Origin of the sequence: Methylovulum psychrotolerans (genome assembly GCF_002923755.1) — a bacterium.
Taxonomy (GTDB): domain Bacteria; phylum Pseudomonadota; class Gammaproteobacteria; order Methylococcales; family Methylomonadaceae; genus Methylovulum; species Methylovulum psychrotolerans.
The window spans coordinates 1-3,036 of record NZ_PGFZ01000050.1; the positions used below are offsets into that span (position 1 = coordinate 1).

General features: G+C 58.0%; 2 protein-coding genes. Both read right to left on the reverse strand.

Annotated elements, in window-relative coordinates:
- Positions 1 to 1,966: condensation domain-containing protein (locus AADEFJLK_RS23355; protein WP_146054737.1), on the reverse strand; the 1,966-nt coding region annotated here is incomplete at its 3' end.
- Positions 1,963 to 3,036 (reverse strand): non-ribosomal peptide synthetase (locus tag AADEFJLK_RS23360; protein ID WP_146054738.1); only part of this gene is annotated, 1,074 nt, incomplete at its 5' end. The genes AADEFJLK_RS23360 and AADEFJLK_RS23355, both read right to left, overlap by 4 nt.

Sequence of the window (3,036 nt, forward strand, 5' to 3'; positions counted from 1 at the left end):
TCAGCAGGGCGACGGGTTGGCCGTCTTCGAGCAGATAGGCCAGCCGCCCGTCCGGGTAGGCCGGGTCCAGCGGCAAATACGCCCCGCCCGCCTTGAGGATGGCGAGCAGGCCGACGACCATCTCCAGACTGCGTTCGGCACAAATGCCCACGCGTTCGTCAGGCCGCACCCCCAAAGCCAACAGGCGGTGGGCGAGGCGGTTGGCGAGGCGGTTGAGTTCTGCGTAGCTTAAGCTGTGGCCTTCAAAAACCAAGGCAACGGCTGCCGGGGTTTGTGCCGCCTGCCGCTCAAACAACTGGTGGACGCACAGATGCGCTGGGTAGTCGGCTTGGGTGGCGTTAAAGCCCTCCAAAACTAGTCGCCGTTCCGTGTCCGGCAAGATGCTGAGCTGGTTGACCGGACAAGCGGGGTTGTCGGCCAGCGCGGCGGTCAGGCGGTCTAAGGCCGTTTCCAAATACCCGACAATACGCTCAGGCTCGATACCGTCAGTGCATTGGGCGGTGAGCAGGAAGCCTTCGCCTAGATCATCAACAGACAGGGCAATGGGGTAGTTAGTGCGCTCTTCACTGTGATGGATGCGCATACCCTGCCACAGTGCTGCCCCAGCCACGTCGGTAGCAGGAGCGGCAGCGCTGTGCCGATAGTTAAACAAACTGGTAAACAAAGGCAAAGGCGGGGCGACACCACTACAGCGTTGCGCCAAAGCTAAGGAAGCCTGTTCATGATCGAGCAGATCCATAAATTGCCGATAAGTGGCCTTGACCAGCCCGCTGACCGATTGGCCAGCCAAGTTGATGCGTAGTGGTAAGGTATTGATGAACAGGCCGAGTGTCCGGTCAGAACCGCCGGAATGTTGTAAACGCCCCAATAAGACCGTGCCGAACACTACCGCATCGCGTCCCGTACATTGCGCCAACACTTGCGCCCACGCGACATGGAACAGCACGGCGGCCGTGACTCCCTGCTGTTTAGCGCTCAGGCAAATGCGGCGGGCCAGTTCTGGGTTTAACAACCGCTTGGCTTCGTTCAGCGGGCCGCTGTTAGTGGCAAGGATGCCGAAAGGCGCGGTGGGGCTATCAATATCGGCCAATTGTTGTTTGAAATAGCTTTCGTGTACGGCAGGCGGCAGGGCTAAGGTTTGGGCGATAAAATTACGGTAAGGTAACGGTGTCGGCAAACGTTCGGCTTGGCCGCTGATGATGAGCTGGATTTCGGCAATGATAAGCTCCAGCGTCAAATGGTCACTGACTAAATGATGGTTAAGCAAAGCCAATAACCACTCTCCCGCTGCCGCGTCATATAAGGTATAAGCCGCAAACAACGGCGCTTGTTGTAAGTTGATGCGCACTTGCCGGGGGTCGGTGGCGGCCAGTAATTGGCTATAAGCCGCATCTGCCCCGTTTTCCGGCAATTCTATAATAGGCAGCAGGGCTTGCCGTTGTACGACTTGCACAGGTTGCGGTAAGTCTTGCCAGTAGATGGCCGTGCGTAAAATATCGTGACGGTCTATTACCGTTTGTAAGGCGCTGAGGAAAGCCTCCAAATGTCCGCGTTGGCTAAAGCTCAGCACAGTGCGCAATAGGTAATCGTCACCTTGGGTCGCCAACAAATGGTGGAACAAAATACCTTCCTGTAACGGAGCCAGAGGGTAAATGTCTTGGATATTGGCAGTGCCACCCCGTACATTGCCGACCAGATAGTCGATCTCGGCCTGAGTCAAGCTGACCAAAGGCAATAAGTCTGGGGTGATCTTAACTGGCGGCACTTGAGGTGTTACGGCTTTAAAGGCTAATGCCCCCCCGTCTTTTTGCAATGCGGCGAGCAATTCCGGTTTGTACTGTTTTAATGCCGCCAATAATTCCGGGCCGATAACGCCTTGGGCGGCGCGGATAATTAACTCGCCGTTATGCACAGAAAGGCCGATGTTTTTTTCCTGAATGTGTGATGTCAGTTCTGCTAAATTCATAGATGAAACTCCTCCATAACGGTTTCTGTCTGTGGTTGGCTAAACGCCGCAGGTATCAGATTAGGCGGTATTGCCGTTGCTGTTGCCGGGTTTTGCTCAGCGTCTATCGCCGCCGCCATATCGGCCAGTATCGGCGCGGTAAAAACCAGACGTACCGTCGCGCTTAGCCCTTGTTGGCGCAAGCGCTCAATAAAAGTGACGATCAGCAAGGAATGCCCGCCCAATTCAAAGAACTGGTCATGCCGCCCGACTTGCTCCAGGTGCAGCAGTTCTTGCCAAAGTGCGGAGATGACGGTTTCGGTAGGGCCTTGGGGGGCTTCGTAGGCCCGCACCGCGACACTGCCGCCGTCCGGCGCAGGCAAGGCCTGACGGTCAAGCTTGCCGTTGGTGCTGAGCGGAAACTGTTCCAGCGTGACGAAGGCACTGGGCAACATATAGTCCGCCAATTGCCCGGCCAGTTGGCGGCGCAATTCGGCGGGGTCGGGGGTGTGGCCTGTTTCGGGGATGAGGTAGGCGACCAGCCGCTTATCGCCCGGCACATCTTCCCTGGCGATGACCACGGCCTCGCGGATGCCCGCACAGGCCGCTAAGCGGGCTTCAATCTCGCCCAATTCAATACGCAAGCCACGGATTTTGACTTGGAAATCGTTGCGCCCCAGATACTCGATGCTGCCGTTGGGTAGCCACCGCCCCAAGTCGCCGGTTTTGTAGAGGCGGCCGCTGCCGTCCTTGTTGAACGGGTCGGTGATGAAGCGTTCGGCGGTCAGTGCCGGGCGGTTCAGGTAGCCCCGCGCCACTTGGATGCCGCCGATGTGTATTTCCCCGGCCACGCCCAACGGCACGGGTTGTAGGTCGCTGTCCAAGATATAAATCTGGGTGTTGGCGATAGGGTAGCCTATCGGCACGATGCCCAAATCCGGTTCGGGGCGGCACTGCCACGCCGTCACATCGACGGCGGCTTCGGTGGGGCCATAGAGGTTGTGCAACTCCACATCCGGCCAGATGCGGTGGCAGCGCATCTGCAAAGCGTGCGGCAAAGCCTCGCCGCTGCACAGCACCCGGCGCAAAGC